This is a genomic window from Luteibacter sp. Sphag1AF (assembly GCF_014192715.1).
Lineage (GTDB): Bacteria > Pseudomonadota > Gammaproteobacteria > Xanthomonadales > Rhodanobacteraceae > Luteibacter.
The window spans coordinates 676,973-697,049 of the sequence record NZ_JACHYH010000001.1 but is presented as its reverse complement, the minus strand read 5'-3'; the positions used below and the strand labels follow the sequence as shown (position 1 = coordinate 697,049).

Sequence of the window (20,077 nt, the reverse complement as noted above, 5' to 3'; positions counted from 1 at the left end):
ACAACGCGTATTTCAGGGAACCGACATGCAAGCCCAGCAAGTGCAACAACTTTTCGTACGCTACAAGATCCTCGCGCTGCTGATCGCGGTTGCCGTGATCTGGACCTTCTTCCACGTCAAGACCGGTGGCATCTTCGTCACCTCCAACAACCTGTCGAACCTGTTCCGGCAGATGGCCATCACCGGCATGCTGGCATGCGGCATGGTGTTCGTGATCATTTCGGGCGAAATCGACCTCTCAGTGGGTTCATTGCTGGGATTGCTGGGTGGTGTGGTCGCCATTCTTGCGGTGAACCACGGCTGGGGGACATGGTCGGCCATCGGCGTTGTGCTGGTGCTGGGTCTGGCCATTGGCGCCTTCAACGGCTTCGTGGTCACCCGGCTGCGCGTACCGTCCTTCATTGTGGGCCTGGGCGGCATGCTCGCGTTTCGCGGCATCGTGCTCTATGTAACTGATAGCCAGACCATCGCGCCGGTGCCTGACAATCTGGTGACGCTGGGGCAGGGCTTCGTACCGCCCACGCTGTCCATCTATATCGGCGCCATCATCTTCCTGTCCATGGCTGCGCTGACCATCCGTCGTCGCATGCGTCGCGCGAAGCTTGGTCTGCATCAGGGCGCGCTCTGGATCGACGTCGTAAAGACGCTGGTCATCGGCCTGTTCATCGCCGCGTTCGTCTACATGATGAACGATGCTGAAGGCATCCCCATTCCGGTGATGATCCTGATCGCGTTGCTGGCGGTGTTTTCCTATGTCGCCACCCAGACGGTCTTCGGCCGGCACATCTACGCGGTGGGCGGCAACATGGAAGCCACGCGCCTGTCCGGCGTGAACGTGGCGGGCGTGAAACTGGCGGTGTTCGCCATCATGGGCCTGATGTGCGCCTTCGCCGGCATCATCACCGTGGCCCGCACCGGTTCCGGCTCGCCGTCGGCAGGCACGGGCGGTGAACTGGATGCCATCTCCGCGTGCTTCATCGGCGGCACGTCGATGCGCGGCGGTTCGGGCACCGTGTACGGTGCACTCATCGGCGCACTGGTCATGGCCAGCCTCGACAGCGGCATGCAGCTGATGGACGTGGACAACTCCTGGCAGATGATCATCAAGGGCGTGATCCTCGTGCTTGCCGTGTGGGTGGACGTGCTGTCCGGTTCCAACCGCAACGCCTGATTGCCCAGTTGCTGGAGAGAAAAGGCCGGGCTTTTGCCCGGCCTTTTCTTTTGCGCGCCCGACACAGGATCGCCAACCATGCCCGCCTTCGTATGTGGGCGAGTTGGCAGATTCTCGCGTCAATGGATGAGGCCAACTGCGAATTGCCCTTGCCTCCCCGTATATCCGGATAATCCGCGACGACGTCGGAAAGTCGCTTTCTGACCGCATGCAGGTTGTTCCATATCGCGCCCCGTCTGCATCACGGGCGCATTCGACATCCAGTGCAACTAACCGGAGTTATCAGGGATGAAGGGCTTCGATCTGGCAAGGCACAGCAGGGAATACCAGTACGATTACGTGACCCTGCTGGATGGGGTGATGTCGGCTGAAGTCTGCGCGGACCTTGCTCGGCGCATCAATTCCGTCATTGATGAAGGCGGTGTTTCGCTGGTGGATCATCATGGCGCGGGGACCCTGGCGGTTTCTGATCGGGGCGGAAGGTATCTGCACCACATCTTCCAGGGAGACGACGTGCGCCTCCATCTTCCCGAGATTGCGGTGCTTTATCGGGCTCTTCTGCCACTGGTCTGCGTCTTGACGAATCGCGAGGTGGTGCTGTCGCCGCATGCGCGTTCGGACATGAACGTGAAGATTTATCCACCGGGTGGCGGCACGCTCGGCGAACATTACGACAGTAACGGCATTACCGTCCTTCTGTTTCTGACGACCAACACGGAGGCGCCGCTTCGCATGCAGATTCCCCGCTCGCACCCGAGTCGCGAACCATGGACCGAGCGGCGGAGCATCTACGCACGGGCGGGCACGCTGCTTCTGATGCAGGGGCGCGAGGTGCTGCATGATTGCGAGGCAACGACGCATGAGCAGAAGCTCACGGTCGTGCTGAATTATTATGTGGAAGGTGATACCTGGCGCCACGAGGATTTTGACGACTTCGTGTATCACGGCCATGCTCCCACGGCCGCTGCCTGAGTCAGCGCTTCGCTTCCATACCTGCTACTGCAAGGACACGCATGAAACCGTTGGATCTGGCACTTGGCGTCCTTGTTGCGCTTATCTGGGGCTGCAATTTTTCAGTGATCGAGGTGGGTCTCCATGACCTCAGCCCCTTCCTGTTGACGGCGCTCCGATTCGCGTTCTCGGCGGTTCCGTTGATTTTCTTCGTGCGTCGCCCGCGTGGACGGCAGATGCTTGCCACGGCGGCTTATGGCGTGTTGTTTGGCGTGGGCCTGTGGTGGGTGGTGAACCTGGCGATGACGAAGGGCATGTCGCCAGGGCTTTCGTCACTGGTGCTTCAGTTCAGTGCGTTCTTTACCATCGTGCTGAGCTGGCTGTTTCTGCACGAACCGATCCGGCGACCGCAGATGGCCGGCATGATCATTTCGCTGGTCGGCCTCATCGGTGTCATTGCGTTTGCGGACGCGGTGACCACCGTGACCGGTTCGGTGCTGGTGCTGATTGCCGCGCTGAGCTGGAGCATCTGCAACATCATCGTGAAGAAGAGCCGGCCGGAAGACATGATCGCCTTCATTGCATGGTCAAGCGCCGTTGCGGCACCGGTGCTGTTCGCGCTGGCCTGGCTTGACGCAGGATCGGCTGCGTTCGTGGGGCTGGCGGACCACCTCACGGCCGGTGCGGTGTTCTCGGTGCTGTTCCAGGCGTATGTCACCACGGTATTCGGTTACATGGTGTGGAACCGGCTGATGAAGAAGTATCCCGCCGCGTCGGTGGCGCCGTTGTCGTTGCTGGTTCCGATCTCCGGATTGGTGACCTCCGCCATCTGGTTTGGTGAGGTGCTTTCCACGCGAAGCTGGATGGCGATTGCGGTCGTGCTGGCAGGCATCGCGGTGTTTGTGGTCAGCGGGGCAGTGGCGTTACGGCGCGCACCAGTGGCAGGCGCCGCCGGGTGATCGGGATGCAGCACCTCGCCAGCGCGCTCGCAGGCAAACAATCCATAAAAACGGGGCGCCCCGAGTGAACTGCATCCCTTAACTCTTGAGCTGACGCCTGCTTCTCTTATTGGGGCAGTGAGTCAATAGGAGGAGCCGGGGGATCAATCAGCATTCTCAAAGGCTGCTCGTCACTGGTCCCCGGGCAGTCCTTGGGCAGGTAGGCCGTGATGGTCTCGCCTTTATATGTGCCAGTGGTGAACGTCCCGGTGAGAGTGAGGACGGTGGCGCTATATTTATCGTTTTCGACGCTGACCGAGATCTTGTCAGCTTTGTCGTTCATGGTGAAAGGCGCGAAGGGAGAACTCGAGCGCTGAAGGCGGAGTTCGCCGGAGAACGTTGTCTTGCTGTCACAAGTGATGTTGCCGCTGCCTTTCAAGGAAAAGTAGTTCATGACCATGTTCTCGTCGCGCTCCCGAACAGGTTTTTTGAGATCCTGTTCAAAGCACATCATGGGTTTGGTCATATCAACCGGCGAATCGCCAGTTGCGATGCGAGGCACTGCAATATTTGATCTCTTAAAGATATTGCATTGCACAGACAGCTGCTTTGCTTCGGAAGCACCGTCCGTTACGAAGTGAGCTGCGGCGGGAGCACTCATCCCCAACGCGGTGGAAAGCACGAAAGCAACGAGCAGAACACGCTTTTGCAGGCGCATGTCGAATCTCCTTCTTCCTGGATGCCAGCCGCAACGCGTCTGGCGATTCGCAACCGTTTTTTCCGGCCGGCCGTGGTCGTCCCTGCACTGTGAATAAGTGAATGAGCGGCGCCACTGACGAGGCCACCTTAGGCCCGATGGCGCCGCGCTCACATTGCCCATCGGTTGTAGGTGCTGAAGGAGCCATCCCTCCGACCTTGGTAGCTATGCGGCTTCCACCGAAAGCTGGCCCAACCGGTTGGCTACCGGATAGGATGAGGCCCGGGGAGGGCTCATGACGGCTATGGAAATGGTGCCGGAACGTGGCACGCATACACTGCGCTACCGTTCGTCGCGCGCGGAGATCTGGCGGATGTACTGGCGCGTCTGGAGAAAAAAGCTCTGGGTGACCCATGTGATCGCGGCTGCCGGGGCTGCCTGGCTTTGCAGCAACAACACACTGATGTCGATGGCTGTGTGGTTCGCCGTATGGCTACCCATCGTCGTGGCATGCCTGGCGGCCTTTCCCCAGATCATGTTCAAGTCGCAGGAGCGCATGCTGGAGCTGACTCCGGATGGCTGGTCCAGCACGATCGGAAGCAGGTCCGGATCCATGTCCTGGAAGGCGATCCGTGGCTTGGCGGACACGCCCGAAGGCCTGGTTATTGTTAGCGCCAATGGAAATGCGATGGTGGTTCCGCAGCGGGCCTTCACCGATGTGTCGCATCGTGCCGCCGTGCTTGCGGATGTGAGGCGCTGGTTTACCGCGTCGCGGGCATAAAAAGAAAGGGCGCCCGGTGAACTGAGGCGCCCTTGTCTGTTTTGCTCGATGCTACCGCTTACTTGCGCTTCGATGCACCCAGGCCAGCTGCGTCGCGCAGCGCTTCGGCCTTGTCGGTCTTTTCCCACGAGAACGCGGTGAACGTGTTGCCGTTCGCATCGGTCATGTCGTAGGGCTTGCGACCGAAGTGACCGTTGGACGCGGTCGGCTGGTACATCGGGTGCACCAGATCCAGCATCTGGATGATGCCGTACGGGCGCAGGTCGAAGTGCTTGCGGATCAGCTTCTCGATCTTGTCGTCGGAGATCTTGCCGGTACCGAACGTGGTGACCGAGATCGACGTCGGCTCGGCCACGCCGATGGCGTAGCTGACCTGGATTTCGCAACGGTCGGCCAGGCCGGCAGCCACGATGTTCTTGGCGACGTAACGGGCAGCGTAAGCGGCCGAACGGTCAACCTTGGACGGGTCCTTGCCCGAGAACGCGCCACCACCATGACGGGCCCAGCCGCCGTAGGTGTCGACGATGATCTTGCGGCCGGTCAGGCCGCAGTCGCCCACGGGACCGCCGATCACGAACTTGCCGGTCGGGTTGATGTGGAACTTGGTGCCCTTGTGCAGGAGCTTCGCCGGCAGCACGGGCTTGAGGATCAGCTCGCGCACGCCTTCGATGAGGTCCTTCTGCTTCACGCCCGGATCGTGCTGGGTCGAGAGCACCACGGCGTCGATGGCGACAGCCTTGCCGTCTTCATAACGCAGGGTGACCTGGCTCTTCGCATCCGGACGCAGCCACGGCAGCGGCGAGTTCTTCTTCTTGCGGACCTTGGTCTGCTGCTCGACGAGGCGATGCGCGTAATGGATCGCCGCCGGCATGAATTCGGAGGTTTCGTTGGTGGCATAGCCGAACATCAGGCCCTGGTCGCCAGCGCCCTGTTCTTCAGGCTTCTTGCGATCCACGCCCTGGTTGATGTCCGGGGACTGCTTGCCGATCAGGTTCAGCACGCCGCAGGTCTCGCCGTCGAAGCCGACCTCGGAGCTGTCGTAACCGATATCGAGGATGACCTTGCGGGTCAGGGCTTCCAGGTCGATCCAGGCGCTGGTGGTGATCTCGCCGGCCACGATGGCCACGCCGGTCTTCACCAGCGTCTCGCAGGCCACGCGCGCGCGGGCATCCTGGGCCAGGATGGCGTCCAGTACGGCGTCGGAGATCTGGTCGGCGATTTTGTCCGGATGGCCTTCGGAGACCGACTCGGAGGTGAAGAGGTAGCTGCTCATCGCGAGGATATATCCTTCTTTACGGATAAAGAGATAAAAGGGGGCGAGCTATAATACACGCCCCCCGATCGATTTGCAGTCCCAGCCTACAGCGGCTGGCTTACGGTTGCGTGATATTCAGGCGGAAATGGCTCAGGCAGGTGCTTCCACGCGTTCACGCAACCTCGCTGCGGCCGCCACCATGGCGGTCAGGGCGGCCTCCACTTCGGGCCATCCCCGGGTTTTCAGCCCGCAATCGGGGTTGACCCAGAGCTGATCGGGCCGCAGCACGTCCAGCGCGCGGGTCAGCAGGAAGACCATTTCTTCCTCGCTGGGCACGCGTGGCGAATGGATGTCGTAGACGCCAGGGCCGATGCCGTTGGGATAGCGGAAGCGGGTGAAGGCATCGAGCAATTCCATCCTCGAGCGGCTGGTTTCGATGGAGATCACATCGGCGTCCATGGCTGCCACGGATTCAATGATGTCGTTGAACTCCGAGTAGCACATGTGGGTGTGGATCTGCGTGGCATCGCTGACACCGCCTGCGGCAATGCGGAACGCGTGCACGGCCCACGCCAGATAGGAAGCCCACTCGCCACGACGCAGCGGCAGACCTTCGCGCAGGGCGGGCTCGTCGATCTGGATGATGCCGATGCCGGCCGCTTCCAGGTCATGCACTTCATCGCGCAGGGCGAGCGCGATCTGCTGGCACACCTCTTCGCGCGGCAGGTCGTCGCGAACGAAGGACCATTGCAGCATGGTCACCGGGCCGGTCAGCATGCCCTTCATCGGACGCCGGGTAAGCGACTGCGCATAGGCTGACCAGCGCACGGTCATGGGCTCCGGCCGCGCCACGTCACCATAGATTACCGGCGGCTTCACGCAGCGCGAGCCGTAGCTCTGCACCCAGCCGTTGGCGGTGAAGGCGTAGCCATCCAGCTGTTCGCCGAAGTACTCGACCATGTCGTTGCGTTCCGGCTCGCCGTGCACCAGCACGTCGATGTCGATGGCTTCCTGGAAGCGCACGGCGCGCTCAATTTCTTCACGCAGCACGGTTTCGTAGCTTGCCGTGTCCAGTTTTCCGGCGCGGTGTGCCGAGCGCGCCTTACGCAGTTCATGCGTCTGCGGGAACGAGCCGATGGTGGTGGTGGGCAACTCGGGGAGGCCGAAGCGCTCGCGCTGGGCGACCACGCGGTTGGCGTAACCTGAGCGGCGCTGCGCTGCCTGCGGCGTGAGCTGACGCAAGCGGCTGCGCACATCGGCACGCACCACATCGCTGGAGCGGGCGCGCGCGGCGACGCGTTCGTGCTGTTCTGTCAGTGCCGTGAGCGCGCGGTCATCCCCTGCCAGGCCATCGGCATACAGGCGAAGCTCGCCGATCTTCTGCCGTGCGAACGACAGCCAGTCTCGCAGTGATCCGCGCAGGCCCTTCTCCCCGGTCAGGTCGATCGGCACGTGCAGCAGCGAGCAGGACGTGGAAATCCACAGACGATCATCGCGGATGAGGCTGGCCAGCGTACGCAGCTGGCTCATCACGCGGGAAGGATCGCTGAGCCAGATGTTGCGGCCGTCGATCACACCGGCCGAAAGCACGCGGTCGGCCGGCAGCGCGCTGGCCACCGCTTCCAGCTGAGCCGGTGCGCGCACCAGATCCACATGCAGGCCGGCGACGGGCAGCGATACCGCGAGGTCGAGGTTGTCATCCAGCGCAGCGAAATAGGTGGCCAGAAGCATGCGCGGCCCTGAAGCGGCGGCCAGCGCGGCAAACGCCGTGCGATAGGCCGCGCGCGCCGTGTCGTCCAGATCCAGTGCAAGGCAGGGCTCGTCGATCTGAACCCACTGCGCGCCTTCGGCGGCCAGCGCCTGAAGAATGGATGCGTAGACCGGGAGGATCGACGGCAGAAGCGCCAGCGCATCGCTGCCGTCCGTCGTTTTGGACAGACGCAGGAATGACACGGGGCCAAGGATGACCGGGCGTGCCGTATGACCCGCAGCGGTGGCTTCGCGATACTCGCCAAGCAGCTTGCCAGTACGCGCGGCGAACGACTGCTGCGCATCCAGCTCCGGCACCAGGTAGTGATAGTTCGTGTCGAACCACTTGGTCATTTCCAGCGCAGGCAGGTCCACCGTGTCTGTCTGCACACCCCGCGCCATGGCGAAATACGCGGCCAGGGGATCGGTGGCATTCAGTGCGCGGTAGCGCTCGGGGATCGCGTCCAGAAGCACGGCCGTGTCGAGCACGTGGTCGTATAGCGAGAAGTCGTTCACCGGCACGCTGTCTGCGCCTGCCTCGCGGGCAAGGTTCCAGTGGCGGTGACGCAGGTCGGTAGCCGTCGCCAGCAGTTCGGCGGCCGGGGTTTCACCGCTCCAGAAGCTTTCCAGCGCCCGTTTCAGTTCGCGGCGGCGGCCAATGCGGGGAAATCCAAGGTAGGTAACGTGTGGCATGAGTTGCATCCTCTTTGAAAGAAAGAGGAGGGAAGGGCGGCTGACCGTCATCGACACACAGCTACGCCCTGCCCGGTGAGGGCAAGACCCAAGTCGCATGCCATGGCGGTGTGACCGTCGACCTTCGCCCCCGCGGGCGAACCGGTAGTGCCCTCGGGTTGCAAGGCACGAACCCAGGTCGGACCAGAAGGCAACCGCCCATGACGGCAGCGGCCTTCTTCGGTCGGCGGCAGGTCTTCGGGCTCGTGGACACGGTGCTTAAGGGGGAAAGCACCACCTTACCCTGTCGCTTCCCGGACCCATGAAGGCCCAGTGCCGGGGAATAACCCCTGACAAGGTTCGTTTCCACATACCGCTGCGGGGCAGCGCCGGATTCCCACCGGCTTCCCTCTTAGCTTCATCTCTATATCCGAATATAGAGATGAAGACCGTCAACGCGGCGAAAGTTAGACCTCTGGACGTCCAAAGTCAAACGCTACGTAGACGTTTACCGTGCGAGGATCAGGCCTTTGTCGTAGTACGGGGCTCGCGTGGAATCTGCCCGGATTGTGGTTGTCACTGTGGGTTCTGAAGGGGATCTCTTTCCTTTTCTGGCCTTGGGTCAGCAGCTTGCGCGACGTGGCCATCGGGTCACTGTCGCCACTCATCCCGTGCATCAGGAGGCTGTCGAGCGGGCTGGCCTCACGTTTGCGCGCGCTACCGACGTGCCGATGCCCGAGGACCCGGAAGCTTTCTTTGCGCGGGCCTTCCATCCCCTTCGAGGGCCACGCTTTGTCGTGCGTGACCTGGCTGCGGACGATGTGGCGGCGAGTTACGCGTTGCTGTTGCCGGCCTGTCGGGACGCCGATATGGTGATTACTTCGACGCTGGCGTTTGCCGGGCACATTCTTGGGGAAACCCTGCCGGTGGCCTGGATGTCTGCCGCGCTGTCGCCCGCCGTGTTCATCTCTGCCTACGATCCGCCGGCCACGGGCATGCGCGTGCTCGACCATTTCTTCAGGGCATCCGTACGGCATGGCCAGTGGTTGCGCCGCACGGCAGAGCGCGTGACGGCGGCATGGACCGCACCCGTCCGCGCGTTCCGGCAGACACTTGGATTGCCGGCCGTGTCGGCATCGGGCGATCCGTTTCACGGCGGCCAGCATGCGCGCGATGGCGTGCTGGCCATGTACTCGCCCCTGCTGGGCTCGATTACACCGGATATGCCGGCCCACACGACGATCACCGGCTTCTGCCGCCGCACGGGCCTGCCTGCCGCCTTGCCCGCCGGGCTCGCACATTTTCTGGACGCGGGTTCGCCGCCACTGGTGTTCACCCTGGGCTCGGTCGCGGTGCATGCGGGCGAGCAGTTTCTGCGGGAAAGCCTCGGTGCGGCAAAGCGTCTGAAGCGTCGTGCGGTGCTGTTGACCGGGTCCGAAGCAATGACGGCGCGGCTGGGTGCACAGGCGGTCGATGTCTTCGTGACGGAGTACGCCCCTCACGCACCGCTGTTCTCGCGTGCCGCGGTGGTGATTCACCATGGTGGCGTGGGCACCTCCCAGGAGGCATTGCGCGCTGGTCGGCCGATGCTGGTTGTGCCGCACGGATTCGACCAGCCGGACAATGCAGCGAGGCTCGTCCGGCTGGGTGTGGCCGATGTGTTGCCTGCGCGCCGCTATCGGGCGTCACGCGTGGTGAAGAAACTTGGCCGGCTGCTGGACGACGAAGCGCTGACTCAGCGCGCGCATGCCTTCGCCCGGGTCATTCTTCGTGAAGAAGGTGCTTCGCACGCGGCTGACGCGGTGGAGTCGGTGCTGCGAAGGCGTCAGGTACGCGATTCGGCGATGGCGTGACGCACGGTGCCCAGCACGGCTTCGTCCACTTCGATGTCCACGGCACGCAGCCCGTTTTTCAACAGGCGCAGATCCTGCTGCCAGCCAAGCTGATCGGCAATACGGGTGAGCTTGCGGATGGAGGCGGGGGATTCGTTGACCCGCTCCACCTGCACGCCGCCGCGCTTGCGCAGCGTGTGAAGTGCCTGCAATTGCAACCGTTCGCGACGTACTCGGCGGCGCCAGTCGTGCACGAGCGCGGCGGTGCCTTCCTCTCTGGCCCGCTCCGCCGCGCGATGCACGCGCTTGGAGCTGTACGTCAGTGCGCTGCGTACATCTTTCTTCCTCACCTTCTTCCACGGCATGGCCGCGATGGCATCTGCGGCTCGCTGCACGCGTGCGATGCGCCGGCGAAACTCCGGGTCCAGGCGCAGCGACTCGGTCAGCATGCCGTCACGGCGTAGTTCGAGTGCCGTAATCGCGGCGTTCCAGGCGGCGCGCTCGGAGGGCTTCGCTTCGCCCACCAGCGTTTTTGCGGTAACGACGGCGACGTGTGCATCGCGCAACGTGGACAGCCCACGGCCCAGCGCGCGGAGGCTGCGGTCCACAGCGGTAGCGTGATCGTCGAAACGCTCCAGCCCGATATGCAGCACCGCACGCAACCTGCGTACTGCCTTGCGGGCTTCATGAATGGCCTTGTGCCTGTCACGTGAGCGACCCAGGTCGCGCGTAAGCGCGCGAGCCTCGCTGGCGGCGAGGTCGGCCAGCAAAGGGCCGATGTCGATTTTTTCGGTAGGCATGGCACCGATGGTAGGCGAAATGGAGAGGCGATGGGGAGCTATTGGAATCCCACTACGGCATGCGGCACGTACGGGCGTTCCAGCATCGCGGTTTCCTCAGGCGACAGCACGATGTCCAGCGAGGCCACCGCATCGTCAAGATGATGGGGTTTTGATGCGCCAATGATCGGCGCTGTGACCTCCGGCTTGTTCAGCACCCAGGCCAGGGCAATCTGCGCGCGGGGCACGCCACGATTGGCTGCCACTTTGGCCACCGCTTCAATCACCGCACGATCCGATGCCTCCGCCCCGTTGTAAAGCGTGCTGCCATAGTTGTCCGAGGTCTGCCGCGTGCTGCTGGCGTCCGCATCGCGCGTGAGCCGGCCGCGCGCCAGGGGGCTCCACGGAAGTACCGCGATGCCTTCGTCCTCGCAGAACGGCAGCATCTCCCGCTCTTCTTCACGCTGAATCAGGTTCAGGTGATCCTGCATGCTGACGAACTCCGTCCAGCCATGCAGTCGTGACGTGTAGACCATCTGCGCGAACTGCCAGGTAAACATCGACGACGCGCCGATGTAGCGCGCTTTGCCTGCCTTCACCACGTCGTGCAGTGCTTCAAGGGTTTCTTCAATCGGCGTGGTGTGGTCGTAGCGGTGTATCTGCAACAGGTCGACATAGTCGGTGCCAAGCCTGCCAAGGCTCGCATCCACCGAATGCATAATGGCCTTGCGCGACAGGCCACCGCCATTGGGACCCTTGCGCATCGGAAAGAACGTCTTCGTGGCGATAACCACTTCATCGCGGGGAGCGAAGTCCTTCAGGGCGCGACCGACGATCTCTTCGGAGGTGCCGTCGGAGTAGGAATTTGCCGTATCAAACGTGTTGATGCCCAGATCCAGCGCCTTGCGCAGAAAGGGCCGGCTGGTTGCCTCGTCCAGCGTCCAGGCGTGGTTTCCGCGATCCGGAACACCATAGGTCATGCAGCCAAGGACGATGCGCGACACGTCCAGTCCACTGCGGCCAAGCTTCGTGTATTCCATGGGAGCCGTCCTGATGGAGCGAGCGGGAAGGCAGGCATGATGGCTCCGCTGGTCGCGCAAATTCAAATGAAGGACGCCTTCATGTTGCTTCGATTTCGGCGGCAACAGGGTGGCAGGGCTCGTATTCATCGGTGCCACCGCCGACCACTGGCTGCGCGCCGTGGATGAAAGCACCGGCAAAGTCATCTGGCAGGCCCGTCTGCCGGCCGGTGGTCAGGCCAGCCCCATGTCCCGTCAGGTGAACGGCAAGCACTACGTGCCGATTGCCCTGGGTGGCCACAGCGGGCTGGGAATGAAGTCGGGCGGTTACGTGATGGCTTAATCGCTTCCCTAGGGGCGGGGTCTGTTAATTAAGTTGCATATTGCAACTACTAAAAAAGAGGCGTAGTCTTCGCCGCAACCCAAGGACCCGATATCCCCATGAGCCGCACGCTGCACATACTGATTCACCACGTATCGCCTGTTTCGCAGGCGCAGCGCGGGTGCGTGCGTCGGCGGCGGGGCGGTGACAACGGATAAATCTCCGTCGTCATCGGCCGTCCTTACTCAAAAGCACCCGCAAGGGTGCTTTTTTTTGTTCTTTTTCCCACCGGAGCACACGTGCCATGAAGACCTCCCGCGAGTCCCGCGGCTGATCGCGTACCCGCCAGGGGCAACGTGAAGGCCATCCGGGTTGATCTCGCTTTCCATTCGATTTGATCCGGCCCCTGGCGTCTTGTCACAGGAACGTTTTCACCATGAGTACCCGTCCCCTTATTCCCGTTGAACGTCGCCGCAACCTCGGCATCATCGCGCACGTCGACGCAGGCAAAACCACGCTGACCGAACGCCTTCTTTTCAAGGCGGGCGCGATTCACCGCACCGGCGAAGTACACGATGGCGCGACCACCACCGACCACATGGAACTGGAGCGCGAGCGCGGCATCACCATCGGCGCTGCCGCCGTGCAGGCCGAATGGACGCCCGTTGGCGGAAAGCCTCATCGGCTGACGCTGATCGACACCCCGGGGCATATCGACTTTGCCATTGAGGTAGAGCGTTCACTGCGCGTGCTGGATGGTGCCGTTGCCGTGTTCTCCGCGGTGGCCGGTGTGCAGCCACAATCGGAAACGGTGTGGCGCCAGGCACGTCGACACGGCGTGCCGCTGATGGCGTTCGTCAACAAGATGGACCGTCCTGGTGCCGACTACGACGCTGTGCTGGCGCAGATGCACGAGCGTCTGGGGGCAACGGTGTGGGCTGTCGCGCGTCCGGTGGTTGAGGACGAGCAGATGGTGGCACTCGTTGATCTGGTCGGTGAGCGCACGTGGCACTGGGATGCGGCCGGCAAGCCGCAGGTGTCTGCGTGGACGGCGGCCGCGCGCGAAGCGTACGGCGCGCAACGTCAGGCGCTCGTCGCATCGGTGGCCGAGCACGACGATGTGGTGCTGGACGCTTACGTGGAAGAGCGTCCCGTCGACGCCGCCATGCTGACGGCGGCGCTTCGTCGCGCCACGCTGGCTGGCAAGGGTTCGCCCGTGTTGCCCGGCTCCGCGTTCCGCAACATCGGTGTTGAGCCGTTGCTGGATGCGTTCGTCGCTTATCTGCCCTCACCTGCAGATCGGCCGGCGGTGGTTGCTCATGGTCAGGACGCTGACGAAACGGTGGCACCTGATGCGGATGCACCGCTGGCGGCGCTCGTCTTCAAGGTCGTCAATCAGGCGCATGGCCCGCTGGCGTTTGTCCGCCTGTATGCCGGACGGCTGCACGTGGGCGATCAGGTGTGGCGCAGCGGTACGGATCGCGTGCAGCGCATCGGGCGGCTGGCCGTGTTGCGTGCGGAAGACACCGAGGCCATCGAGGTGGCGGAGGCTGGCGACATCGTGGCCATTGCAGGCTGGAAGGATGTGGCCACGGGCGAAACGCTCACGGCCACCGATCACCGCCTGCGACTGGAAGCGATCGAAGCGCAGCCGGCGGTGCTGGCATGGCGTCTGTCACCGGAGCGGTCGTCCGATCTGCTTCGCCTTGGCAATGGACTGGCACGGCTGGCGCAGGAAGATCCGTCTTTCCGCGTGAGCACCGATCCGGATACCGGCGAAACGCTGGTATGGGGCATGGGTGAGCTGCATCTGGACGTGATGGTCGAGCGCCTGCGTCGTGAATGGGATGTGGCTGTGCGCACGGGCTCGCCGCGGGTGGCTTATCAGGAGACGCCCGCCCGTGACTCCGGCGCCGTGGAAGGCAAGGTAGCCAAGCAGACCGGTGGCAGTGGTCAGTTCGCGCGCGTGGTGTTGTCGGTGTCGCCGCATGCAGGCGAAGGTAGCGTGGTTGAAGACAAGACGACCGGTGGCGTCATTCCCAAGGCGTTCCAGGCAGCGGTGGAGAAGGGCATTCTCTCTGCGTTGCAGGATGGGCCGCGCGGGTATCCGGTGGTTGGCGTCAAGGTCACGGTGCTGGATGGTCAGGCGCATGCGGTGGACTCCAGCGAGATGGCGTTCCACCGTGCCGCTCAGCTTGGCGTGCGTGCGGCGCTGGAAGCGACCGGTACAGTGGTGCTGGAGCCTGTGATGCGGGTATCGGTCAGTGCTCCCGGCGTGGCAGTGGGCGACGTGCTGGGCGATCTGCAACGCCGTGGCGGTCAGGTGACGGGCCTTGCGGACGAAGCCGGCCGCACGGATATCGAGGCGGAGGTGCCGCTGGCGCAACTGGATGGTTACACCACATCCTTGCGTTCGTTGAGCCAGGGCCGCGCGTCGGCCACTGTGGCGTTTGCGGCGTACCGACCGGCGCAGGGTCAACCTGCTTTGGTGAGGAAGCAGGCGTAAGTAGTGGATGGGTGCTTGCCGTCTGGCAAGCACCCATCGCGGGCAAGCTCGCTGCCCTGACGTCTTTGCCGTGCCACATGCACAACAACCATCAGCCCGCGCTAATCTTGCGCCATGATCGACTACGCCACCGCTCTTTCCCTCCTGCTCGACATTGCGCCCACGCTGGAGGCGGAATGGGTTGATGTGGACGCGGCGTCAGGCCGCGTGCTCGCGACCGACGTGCGGAGCACGCTGGCGCTGCCGGGCTTCGACAATGCGGCCATGGATGGGGTGGCCTTGCGTCTGAGCAACGGGCCGGTGCCTGCCGGCACCCGCTATCGCGTGCACGGCATGCAGGCAGCTGGTGACGTCCGCACGCAGCGCGACGACACGGACGCCTGCGAAATCGCCACCGGCGCACGTCTGCCCGACGGCTTCAACACCGTTGTTCCGGTGGAACGCCTCGAATTCATCGCCGACGTATCGGAACATGCGGGTCGCACCATGGTGCTGCTGGACGATGCGCATCCGGGCCAGCACGTTCGTCGCCTCGGGGACGACATCACCGAAGGCCACATCGTGCTGCGTGCAGGCCGGCACGTTGACCCGTCTGCCATCATGCTGCTTGCTGCACAGGGCATCGCGCGCATTGATGTGCGCAGGCGTCCCCGTGTCGCCATCATCTGCACCGGCAGCGAACTCCGTGAGCCCGGCAGCGCATTGAGCCCTGGCGCCATCCACAATTCCAATGGGCCGTTTCTCCGCGCCAGTCTCCGGGCCTGGGGCGCGGAGGTCGTGCATTACGACTCGGTCAATGACGACGGCCATGCCTTCGCGCAGTCGCTGGATCGCGCGCAGCAGGCCGGCGCGCAGGTGATCGTCACGACGGGGGCGGTGTCCGCCGGCCGTTTCGACTTCATTCCTGCCGCCCTTGGCGCCGCAGGTGCACGCACGCTGTTCCACAAGGTGGCCATGCGGCCCGGCAAACCGCTTCTGGCGGCAACGCTTCCGTCGGGTCCGGTCGTCGTGGCGTTACCCGGCAATCCCATGGCTGTGGCGGTGGGGCTGCGGTTCTTCGTGGTTCCGCTCGTGCGGCGGATGTTGTGCATGAGCGACGAAGTACCGTTGCAGGTTGCGCTGGTCGATGTGCCCGATCTGCGCGAAGGGTTGCAGCATTTCGTTCTTGCGAACCTTGCCGGGGATGCAGCGGGGCACGTACATGCCCAGCCTGTGGGCAGGCAGACGGCCTATCGCGTACTGCCCTATACACAGGCGAGCGTGTGGCTAGCCATGACGTCCGGGGAGGGCGCCATCGCCTCGGTATTTCCTCTTGAAGCAGCGGCGGTGTCATGACGACAGGCATTCTTCTGGCGGGCGGCCGTTCCTCACGCATGGGGCGCGATAAAGCGTTGCTTGCCTGGCGCGGCAAACCACTGATCGAACACATGCATGACGTACTGGTAGCCGCAGGCGCCAGGCAGGTGGTGGTGAGTGGCAACCGGCCGGTCTGGGGCGGGGTGCCTGACGATGTACCTGATCTGGGTCCGGTGGGCGGCATCGCCAGTGCGGCAGCGGCGCTGCCGGATGGTGACGTCCTGATTGTTCCGGTCGACATGCCCCGGCTTCGGCCCGGCACGCTGAAAGCGCTGGCCGAATACGCGCCATGCGCGAGTTTCAGCGGTCATCCCCTGCCGATGTGCCTCAGGCTGGACGAGCGCAGTCGCGCCGCCCTGCATCAACTGATCGCCACGCCCGGCCACGAGTGTTCCGTGGCAGCGTTGATGAATCTGCTCGATGGTGTTCGTGTGACGCTCGACGGAGTCGACACACGCGAACTGGTCAACTGCAACACACCCGCCGAATGGCTTGAGGTCCAACCATGAAAGTACAGCTGCAAGGCCATACGGTTCGCCTGCGTATCGACGAGGACGAACTGTCCGAGTTGCTGAGCGGGGTCTCCATCATCGGTACCACGGCGTTTGGGTCGCTGTTCCTCATGCGCTATGCGCTTAGCCTTCACGCGCATCCGCATTGCCGGATTGGCGGACAGGCAGCGGACTGGCGCATTGATCTGCCCGAAGCAGAGGTCCGTGAATTTTCCACGCGCCTGCCCAGCAAGGAGGGCCTGATTTTCGACATGCCCACGGCAGGCGTGGATGCCATGCGTGTGCTGTTCGATGTGGATGTGAAAGACAGCGTGCGTCGACGTCGCGTCTAAAGGGTGACGCGCCCCTTGTCGCTGTAAACCACGAACCGCCCCGGACGCACGAAGCCCAGCAGCGTCAGTTCGCAGGAGCGGGCCAGATGCACCGCGAGCGCCGTTGGCGCCGAAATGGCCGCAAGAATGGTGATGCCAGCGACGGCCGCCTTGGTCACCATTTCGTAGCTGGCGCGACTGGTGATGAGTGCGAAGCCACTGGTGAGATCCACCTTGTCGCGGCGCAGTGATCCAATCAGCTTGTCCAGCGCATTGTGCCGGCCCACATCCTCGCGCACACGACGAATCTCGCCATGGCGATCCGCCCATGCCGCCGCGTGTACCGACCCCGTAACGCCGTTGATGGGCTGGCGCGCCCGCAGTTCCTCCAGCGCCCGCTCGATCATGATGGGCGTGACGGGCCCGCCGCCGGTCACCTGCACTGGGTGGCGCACCACGTCTTCCAGTTCGCGATGGCCACAGATGCCGCAGCCGCTGCGGCCTGGCATCTCGCGGGTGACCATCGGCGGCGGCGCGTCGCTTTGCACGTCGACGAAAATGCCTTCCAGCGTTTCGCTCACGTGCACATTGTCCACGCGCGCGATGCCGCGTTCGGTCAGCGCAAAACCATGTGCGAAGTCTTCAAGATCATCCGGCGTCGCCATCATCACGGCATAAGGCTGGCCGTTGAAGTGCATGGCTACCGGCACCTCTTCGGCGAGATGGTCTTCGGCGGTGCTCAGCAATCCTTGCTCGATGCGGATAACGGGGCGCAGCGCGCTGCCCCGGCGCTCAGACGTCACGCGCCACGCTCCGGGTACTGGGCGTGATGAGGACAGGCACCGACTTGTACGCTGGTGTGCCCGACTTGCGGTCGTGGGTTTCCAGGGCGATCAGCGCGTTGCCTTCCGGGTAATACATGGCAACGGCACCTTCCGCGATGTCGTAGGCGATGGCCACAAAGCCGCGTACCGAGCGCTCGCGTCCATCCTGTGCATTGGGGCCGGTGGCGACGATGTCGATGCGGTCTCCGTGCTTCAGGCCTCGCGCGGCAAGGTCGCTGGCGTGCATGAATACGACGTCGCGCCTGCCGGTGACGCCGCGATAGCGGTCGTTGAGGCCGTAGATCGTGGTGTTGTACTGATCGTGCGAGCGGATGGTGGTGAGCATGAGGTTGCCGACCTCAAGAGGCGTATCTTCTTCCAGCCCGCGTGCCAGCAGGAAATGTGCCTTCTTGTCCGGCGTGGCCCATTCGCGCTGGGACGCGGCAATATGCAGACGGAAGCCGCCCGGCGTGCGCACGCGCTCGTTGAAGCGCTCGAATATCGGGAACACGCTTTCGATGTCGTCGCGAATGAGGTCGTAGTTGGCGACCAGCTTGTCCCAGTTCACGCGGGTGGCAGGCAGCGTCGCCTTGGCCATGCCGGCCACAATCCACGGTTCGGAACGCAGGTGCTCCGATGCGGGTTTCAGGCTGCCTGCCGATGCGTGCACCATCGACATGGAGTCTTCCACGGTGACGGACTGGGGCACGCCATTCTGCTCATCCAGCTCGGTACGGCCCAGGCACGGCAGGATGATCGACTCCTTTGCCAGGATCAGGTGCGACCGGTTGAGCTTGGTGGCGATATGTACCGCAAGATCCAGACCGCGCATGGCCTGGAATGTCTCTTCGGTATCGGGCATGGCCACGGCGAGATTGCCGCCAAGGCAGATCAGCGCTTTGGAGCGACCATCGCGGATGGCGCGCACGGCTTCCACCGCATCGTGGCCATGGGCGGTGGGTGGCTCGAAACCATAGGTGCGACGGATGCCTTCGTTGAGCGCGTCGTTGGGTTTCTCCGTGATGCCGACGGTACGGTCGCCCTGCACATTGCTGTGACCGCGCAACGGGCAGATGCCCGCGCCTTCGCGGCCCATGTTTCCGCGCATCATCAACAGATTGGCAATTTGCTGGACGTTTTCGGTGCCATGCGCATGCTGGGTGATGCCCATGCCGTAGCAGACGATCACGCGTTTTGCGTGCGCGTAGATGGACGCCGCTTCTTCCACGTCGCTGCGGGACAGGCCGGATTTGCGCTCGATGGCTTCCCATTCCGTGGCTTCCACATCGGCACGCAGCGCGTCGAAGCCAAGCGTATGGGTGGCGATGAAGTCGGCGTCGATCACCCGTTCGGTGCCTGCCGCGATGGCGGCATCGTCAGCGGCGAGCAGTGCTTTCATCATGCCTTTCAGTACGGCGACGTCACCGCCGATCTTCAGCTTGTAATACGTCGAGGCGATGCGCACCGAACGACCGGTAAGCATTTCCACCGGGTGCTGCGGCGAGGTGAAGCGTTCAAGGCCACGTTCCGGCAGCGGGTTCAGCACCACGATGGGTACGTTGCGCAGCGATGCCTCGCGCAGCGTGGAAAGCATGCGCGGATGGTTGGTGCCCGGGTTGTGGCCGATGCAGAAGATCGCATCGCAGTGCTCGAAATCGTCCAGTGTCACCGTGCCCTTGCCCACACCGATGGAGGAGGGCAGGCCGACACTGGTGGCCTCATGGCACATGTTCGAGCAATCGGGAAAGTTGTTGGTGCCGAACTCACGCACGAACAACTGGTAAAGGAACGCCGCCTCATTGGACGCGCGTCCTGATGTATAAAACTCGGCCATGTCCGCATGAGGCAGTGCACGCAGCGCGGTGCCGATGCGCTGGAAAGCGTCTTCCCAGGCAATGGGCACATACGTGTCTGTGGCTGCGTCATACGCCATCGGGTGGGTGAGACGGCCCAGCCCTTCCAGGGCGTAGTCGGTCAGTTCCCAGAGGCGGGACACCGGATTCTTCGCGAAGAACTCCGGCCTGACCCGCTTTGCCGTGGCTTCCCAGGACACCGCCTTGGCGCCGTTCTCGCAGAACTCGAACGACGAGGTGTGCTTCGGATCGGGCCATGCGCAGCCCGGGCAGTCAAAGCCCGTGGGCTGGTTGACTTTGTGCAGGGCGACCGACTCACGGCCAATGGCCATCTGTCCGCTCAGCGCCCGGGCGACGGCGCCCAGGGCACCCCAGCCGCCTGCTGCCGCGTCGTAATCCTCAACGCCCGGAACCTTCGTTTCGTCACTCATGCCTGCTCCCACCCCGACGCCAGCTCACCGCCTGAATGGTAACCCCGTTGATGTGACGGTGCTTCACGGAACGCATGCGTCCGGATCGTCAGTCTTCGCGCCGCTGAGGACCCGCCCC

17 protein-coding genes and 1 riboswitch are annotated in these 20,077 nt (G+C 63.5%); of the genes, 10 read left to right on the top strand and 7 right to left on the bottom strand.

Going from position 1 to position 20,077, the window contains the following annotated elements:
• The first annotated feature begins 25 nt into the window (after nt 1–25).
• From FHW69_RS03175 to FHW69_RS03165, 3 genes are all read left to right on the top strand, one after another.
• Nucleotides 26–1,171, top strand: a complete 1,146-nt coding sequence (locus FHW69_RS03175) for a sugar ABC transporter permease (protein WP_183421557.1) — start codon at nt 26–28, stop codon at nt 1,169–1,171.
• A 288-nt stretch (nt 1,172–1,459) separates the two neighbouring features.
• Nucleotides 1,460–2,143, top strand: coding sequence for a hypothetical protein (locus tag FHW69_RS03170; protein WP_183421556.1), 684 nt, complete (start codon nt 1,460–1,462; stop codon nt 2,141–2,143).
• A gap of 41 nt (nt 2,144–2,184) precedes the next feature.
• On the top strand, nt 2,185–3,081 hold the full coding sequence (locus FHW69_RS03165) for an EamA family transporter (protein WP_183421555.1): 897 nt from the start codon (nt 2,185–2,187) through the stop codon (nt 3,079–3,081).
• 106 nt (nt 3,082–3,187) lie between these two features.
• Here FHW69_RS03165 and FHW69_RS03160 read toward each other — a convergent pair whose 3' ends face one another.
• Nucleotides 3,188–3,778, bottom strand: coding sequence for a hypothetical protein (locus FHW69_RS03160; RefSeq protein ID WP_183421554.1), 591 nt, complete (start codon nt 3,776–3,778; stop codon nt 3,188–3,190).
• Nucleotides 3,779–4,052: 274 nt separating this feature from the next.
• On the opposite strand from FHW69_RS03160, the gene FHW69_RS03155 reads away from it, so the two are divergent.
• Nucleotides 4,053–4,538, top strand: a complete 486-nt coding sequence (locus FHW69_RS03155) for a YcxB family protein (RefSeq protein ID WP_183421553.1) — start codon at nt 4,053–4,055, stop codon at nt 4,536–4,538.
• Between the two features lie 58 nt (nt 4,539–4,596).
• On the opposite strand, the gene metK is transcribed toward FHW69_RS03155, so the two are convergent.
• Nucleotides 4,597–5,811 (bottom strand): methionine adenosyltransferase, encoded by a 1,215-nt coding sequence (gene metK, locus FHW69_RS03150; protein WP_183421552.1) that lies wholly within the window; start codon nt 5,809–5,811, stop codon nt 4,597–4,599.
• Nucleotides 5,812–5,943: 132 nt separating this feature from the next.
• Nucleotides 5,944–8,235 carry a 5-methyltetrahydropteroyltriglutamate--homocysteine S-methyltransferase gene (gene metE / locus FHW69_RS03145; protein WP_183421551.1) on the bottom strand — a complete coding sequence of 764 codons (2,292 nt, stop codon included), beginning with the start codon at nt 8,233–8,235 and terminating at the stop codon, nt 5,944–5,946.
• A 210-nt stretch (nt 8,236–8,445) separates the two neighbouring features.
• A riboswitch (cobalamin riboswitch) is annotated at nt 8,446–8,683 on the bottom strand.
• 82 nt (nt 8,684–8,765) lie between these two features.
• Between metE and FHW69_RS19185 the strand changes: the two genes are divergently transcribed.
• On the top strand, nt 8,766–10,067 hold the full coding sequence (locus FHW69_RS19185; protein WP_183421550.1) for a glycosyltransferase: 1,302 nt from the start codon (nt 8,766–8,768) through the stop codon (nt 10,065–10,067).
• On the opposite strand, the gene FHW69_RS03135 is transcribed toward FHW69_RS19185, so the two are convergent.
• Entirely contained in the window at nt 10,040–10,846 is an 807-nt protein-coding gene (locus FHW69_RS03135; protein ID WP_183421549.1) for a CHAD domain-containing protein, read from the bottom strand. The two genes, FHW69_RS19185 and FHW69_RS03135, sit on opposite strands and share 28 nt — an antisense overlap.
• 38 nt (nt 10,847–10,884) lie before the next feature.
• Nucleotides 10,885–11,865 (bottom strand): aldo/keto reductase, encoded by a 981-nt coding sequence (locus tag FHW69_RS03130; RefSeq protein WP_183421548.1) that lies wholly within the window; start codon nt 11,863–11,865, stop codon nt 10,885–10,887.
• A gap of 109 nt (nt 11,866–11,974) precedes the next feature.
• Here FHW69_RS03130 and FHW69_RS03125 point away from each other — a divergent pair, with 109 nt between their 5' ends.
• The 5 genes from FHW69_RS03125 to FHW69_RS03105 all read left to right on the top strand — a co-directional run bounded on the left by FHW69_RS03125 (nt 11,975) and on the right by FHW69_RS03105 (nt 16,872).
• On the top strand, nt 11,975–12,187 hold the full coding sequence (locus FHW69_RS03125; protein ID WP_183421547.1) for a PQQ-binding-like beta-propeller repeat protein: 213 nt from the start codon (nt 11,975–11,977) through the stop codon (nt 12,185–12,187).
• Nucleotides 12,188–12,602: 415 nt separating this feature from the next.
• The gene (fusA, locus tag FHW69_RS03120; RefSeq protein WP_183421546.1) at nt 12,603–14,672 is read left to right on the top strand and encodes an elongation factor G; all 2,070 of its coding nucleotides are present in this window, start codon (nt 12,603–12,605) and stop codon (nt 14,670–14,672) included.
• A 114-nt stretch (nt 14,673–14,786) separates the two neighbouring features.
• Nucleotides 14,787–16,007, top strand: a complete 1,221-nt coding sequence (locus tag FHW69_RS03115) for a molybdopterin molybdotransferase MoeA (protein WP_183421545.1) — start codon at nt 14,787–14,789, stop codon at nt 16,005–16,007.
• Nucleotides 16,004–16,537: a molybdenum cofactor guanylyltransferase gene (locus tag FHW69_RS03110; RefSeq protein WP_183421544.1), complete on the top strand. Its 534-nt coding sequence runs from the start codon at nt 16,004–16,006 to the stop codon at nt 16,535–16,537. The genes FHW69_RS03115 and FHW69_RS03110 overlap by 4 nt, the downstream gene beginning before the upstream one ends.
• A complete protein-coding gene (locus FHW69_RS03105; RefSeq protein WP_183421543.1) occupies nt 16,534–16,872 on the top strand; it encodes a hypothetical protein in 339 nt (112 codons plus the stop codon). Before FHW69_RS03110 ends, FHW69_RS03105 begins: the two co-directional genes overlap by 4 nt.
• On the opposite strand, the gene fdhD is transcribed toward FHW69_RS03105, so the two are convergent.
• Together fdhD and FHW69_RS03095 are read right to left on the bottom strand one after the other, a co-directional pair.
• Nucleotides 16,869–17,654 carry a formate dehydrogenase accessory sulfurtransferase FdhD gene (gene fdhD, locus FHW69_RS03100; RefSeq protein WP_183421542.1) on the bottom strand — a complete coding sequence of 262 codons (786 nt, stop codon included), beginning with the start codon at nt 17,652–17,654 and terminating at the stop codon, nt 16,869–16,871. The genes FHW69_RS03105 and fdhD overlap by 4 nt on opposite strands.
• The gene (locus FHW69_RS03095; protein WP_183421541.1) at nt 17,644–19,959 is read right to left on the bottom strand and encodes an FdhF/YdeP family oxidoreductase; all 2,316 of its coding nucleotides are present in this window, start codon (nt 19,957–19,959) and stop codon (nt 17,644–17,646) included. The genes fdhD and FHW69_RS03095 overlap by 11 nt, the downstream gene beginning before the upstream one ends.
• Between the last annotated feature and the right edge of the window lie 118 nt (nt 19,960–20,077).